The sequence below is a fragment of the Mesorhizobium sp. M7A.F.Ca.US.006.01.1.1 genome (genome assembly GCF_003997935.1).
GTDB lineage: Bacteria > Pseudomonadota > Alphaproteobacteria > Rhizobiales > Rhizobiaceae > Mesorhizobium.
The window spans coordinates 1-3,781 of the sequence record NZ_RZQL01000400.1 but is presented as its reverse complement, the minus strand read 5'-3'; the positions used below and the strand labels follow the sequence as shown (position 1 = coordinate 3,781).

Genomic DNA, 3,781 nt, shown 5'->3' with positions numbered 1-3,781 from the left:
GGTTTTGACTGCTCATGCGGCCTTTTCGCATGAAGCAAGGCCGCGCAACAGCGCAAACCCACTCACTTTGCCTGAAGGCTTGTCACTTTCTTCCTCGGTCTTGCAAAAATGCGAAAGAAAATTACATGCGGTTTTCGCATGGCTGCCAAGCCTTGGTCGGCGCGCAATATTTGGTGCTCCGGGCTTGACGGTCCGCGGTCTTACGAGTAGAAGCCGCCCAGTCAGAACCGATGTGAGGCTCTCCCTTCCGAAGCGACACGCTTTGGAGTTTGCCTCAAACAGGGTTCGTTTTACGAGCGAAAAGACATTTCCGGCGTGCACGAAGCGGCTTCCGCTTCCTCTGCCTTTTGTTCGGGCAAGACCGCGAGGCGCGGTTTATGGCCCGAATTTGCGTATGGAAATGACGCTTTGAGCGGCCCTGACCGGGCGAGACACGGAATTGAGAGACAAGAGGGTTTAATGCCTACCGTCAACCAGCTGATCCGCAAGCCGCGCATTGCGCCGGTGAAGCGCAACAAGGTCCCGGCCATGCAGCAGAACCCGCAGAAGCGGGGCGTCTGCACGCGCGTCTATACAACGACGCCGAAGAAGCCGAACTCGGCGCTGCGCAAGGTGGCCAAGATCCGCCTGACCAATGGTTTTGAAGTGATCGGGTACATCCCCGGCGAAGGCCACAACCTTCAGGAACACTCCGTGGTGATGATCCGCGGCGGCCGCGTCAAGGATCTTCCGGGCGTTCGCTACCACATCATCCGCGGCGTGCTCGACACGCAGGGTGTGAAGAACCGCAAGCAGCGCCGTTCGAAGTACGGCGCCAAGCGTCCGAAGTAAGATTTTCCGGCCTTGGCGCTCCTTGAGTGCGTCGGGCTATGAGATTGAGAGACAAAAGCCATGTCGCGTCGTCACAGTGCAGAAAAGCGTGAGATCAATCCGGACCCGAAGTTCGGCGATCTGATCGTCACCAAGTTCATGAACGCCGTCATGTATGACGGTAAGAAGTCGGTCGCCGAAACCATCGTCTACGGCGCGCTCGACCAGGTTCAGTCGAAGACCAAGCAGGAGCCGGTCACCGTCTTCCATCAGGCGCTCGACAATGTCGCGCCGCATGTGGAAGTGCGTTCGCGTCGTGTCGGCGGCGCCACCTACCAGGTTCCGGTCGACGTGCGCCCCGAGCGCCGCCAGGCATTGGCCATTCGCTGGCTGATTGCTGCGGCCCGCAACCGCAACGAGACCACGATGGTCGACCGCCTCTCCGGCGAGCTGATGGACGCGGCCAACAACCGCGGCACGGCAGTCAAGAAGCGTGAAGACACCCACAAGATGGCTGAAGCCAACCGCGCTTTCGCGCACTACCGCTGGTAAAGCGCGAACGAGACTGAGAGGCAGCTACGATGGCCCGCGAATACAAAATCGAAGACTACCGCAATTTCGGTATCATGGCGCATATTGACGCCGGCAAGACGACGACCACCGAGCGCGTCCTCTACTACACGGGCAAGTCGCACAAGATCGGCGAAGTCCACGACGGCGCTGCCACCATGGATTGGATGGAGCAGGAGCAGGAGCGCGGCATCACGATCACGTCCGCCGCGACCACGACCTTCTGGAAGGCTCGTGATGGCAAGATGCACCGCTTCAACATCATCGACACCCCCGGCCACGTCGACTTCACCATCGAAGTCGAGCGTTCGCTGCGCGTGCTCGACGGCGCCATCGCGCTGCTCGATGCCAATGCCGGCGTTGAGCCGCAGACCGAGACTGTCTGGCGCCAGGCCGACAAGTACCGCGTTCCGCGCATGATCTTCTGCAACAAGATGGACAAGATCGGCGCCGACTTCTACCGCTCGGTCGAGATGATCGGTTCGCGCCTCGGCGCGCATGCCGTCGTCATGCAGCTGCCGATCGGCGCCGAGACCGAGTTCAAGGGCGTCGTCGACCTCGTCGAGATGAACGCGCTGGTCTGGCGCGACGAGACGCTGGGCGCTGCCTGGGATGTCGTCGAGATCCCGGACGACCTCAAGGCTCGTGCCGAAGAATACCGCGAGAAGATGATCGAGGCCGCCGTCGAAATGGACGAGACGGCGCTTGAGAATTACCTCGAAGGCAAGATGCCGTCGAATGACGAGATCCGCGCGCTGATCCGCAAGGGCACCATCGCGGTCAAGTTCTACCCGATGTTCTGTGGCTCGGCTTTCAAGAACAAGGGCGTGCAGCCGCTGCTCGACGCCGTCGTCGAATATCTGCCGTCGCCGGCCGATGTTCCCGCCATCAAGGGCGTCGATGCCAAGACCGACGCCGAGATCGAGCGTCATGCCGATGACAACGAGCCGCTGTCGATGCTCGCCTTCAAGATCATGAACGACCCGTTCGTCGGTTCGCTGACCTTTGCCCGCATCTATTCGGGCAAGCTCACCAAGGGCATCTCGGTCGACAACACCGTGAAGGGCAAGAAAGAGCGCATCGGCCGCATGCTGCAGATGCATGCGAACTCGCGCGCCGACGTCGAAGAGGCTTTTGCCGGCGACATCGTTGCTCTTGCCGGTCTCAAGGACACCACCACCGGCGACACGCTGAGCGATCCGCTGCATCCGGTCATTCTCGAGCGCATGGAATTCCCCGATCCGGTCATCCAGATCGCCATCGAGCCGAAGACCAAGAACGACCAGGAAAAGATGGGCCTCGCCCTTCACCGCCTGGCCGCCGAGGATCCGTCCTTCCGCGTCAAGACCGACGAGGAAAGCGGCCAGACCATCATTTCCGGCATGGGCGAACTTCACCTCGACATCATCGTCGACCGCATGCGTCGCGAGTTCAAGGTCGAGGCCAATGTCGGCGCACCGCAGGTGGCTTATCGCGAGACGATCACCCGCAGGCACGAACAGGACTACACGCACAAGAAGCAGACCGGCGGTACCGGTCAGTTCGCTCGCGTCAAGATCGTCTTCGAGCCGAACCCGGACAGCAGCGAGTTCGAGTTCGAGACCAAGATCGTCGGCGGCGCCGTGCCGAAGGAATACATCCCGGGTGTCGAAAAGGGCATCAACAGCGTCATGACCTCGGGTCCGTTCGCGGGCTTCCCGATGATCGGCGTCAAGGCGACGCTGATCGACGGCGCTTACCACGATGTCGACTCCAGCGTCCTGGCCTTCGAAATCGCCGGCCGCGCGTGCTTCCGTGAAGCCGCACCGAAGCTTGGCGTGCAGCTGCTCGAGCCGATCATGAAGGTCGAAGTTGTGACGCCGGAAGACTACGTCGGCAGCGTCATCGGCGATCTGAACGGTCGTCGTGGCCAGATCCAGGGTCAGGAAGCGCGCGGCGTTGCCGTTGTCATCAACGCGATGGTGCCGCTCGCCAACATGTTCAAGTATGTCGACAACCTGCGCTCGATGAGCCAGGGCCGTGCGGCCTACACGATGCAGTTCGATCACTACGAGCCGGTTCCGACCGCAGTGGCCCAGGAAGTCCAGAAGAAATACGCGTAAGGGTTCCTTAGCCACCGACGTCGCGTCCCTTGCGCGGTGCCGGATCTGAAGAGCGAATAACAATTTCCCCCAAGCGGGTAGAATAGACGGAGAACGATTATGGCCAAAGGTAAATTCGAGCGTAACAAGCCTCACGTGAACATCGGCACGATTGGCCACGTCGACCATGGCAAGACGTCGCTGACGGCGGCGATCACCAAGTATTTTGGCGAATACAAGCGCTACGACCAGATCGACGCTGCCCCTGAAGAAAAGGCGCGCGGCATCACGATCTCGACGGCGCACGTGGAATACGAGAC

At 60.7% G+C, this 3,781-nt stretch carries 4 protein-coding genes; all 4 read left to right on the top strand.

Annotated features, from left to right (window positions below):
* The first annotated feature begins 459 nt into the window (after positions 1-459).
* Entirely contained in the window at positions 460-831 is a 372-nt protein-coding gene (gene rpsL, locus EN943_RS35770; RefSeq protein WP_006333356.1) for a 30S ribosomal protein S12, read from the top strand.
* 60 nt (positions 832-891) lie between these two features.
* Positions 892-1,362 (top strand): 30S ribosomal protein S7, encoded by a 471-nt coding sequence (rpsG, locus tag EN943_RS35765; protein ID WP_008875664.1) that lies wholly within the window; start codon positions 892-894, stop codon positions 1,360-1,362.
* Positions 1,363-1,391: 29 nt separating this feature from the next.
* Positions 1,392-3,482, top strand: a complete 2,091-nt coding sequence (gene fusA / locus EN943_RS35760) for an elongation factor G (protein WP_023762913.1) — start codon at positions 1,392-1,394, stop codon at positions 3,480-3,482.
* A gap of 99 nt (positions 3,483-3,581) precedes the next feature.
* Positions 3,582-3,781: GTP-binding protein (locus EN943_RS35755; RefSeq protein WP_023827710.1), on the top strand; the 200-nt coding region annotated here is incomplete at its 3' end.

Bases quoted from the DNA above. Each gene is read 5' to 3' on its own strand.
- rpsL (WP_006333356.1), top strand. From the start codon at position 460: ATGCCTACCGTCAACCAGCTGATCCGCAAGCCGCGCATTGCGCCGGTG.
- rpsG (WP_008875664.1), top strand. From the start codon at position 892: ATGTCGCGTCGTCACAGTGCAGAAAAGCGTGAGATCAATCCGGACCCG.
- fusA (WP_023762913.1), top strand. From the start codon at position 1,392: ATGGCCCGCGAATACAAAATCGAAGACTACCGCAATTTCGGTATCATG.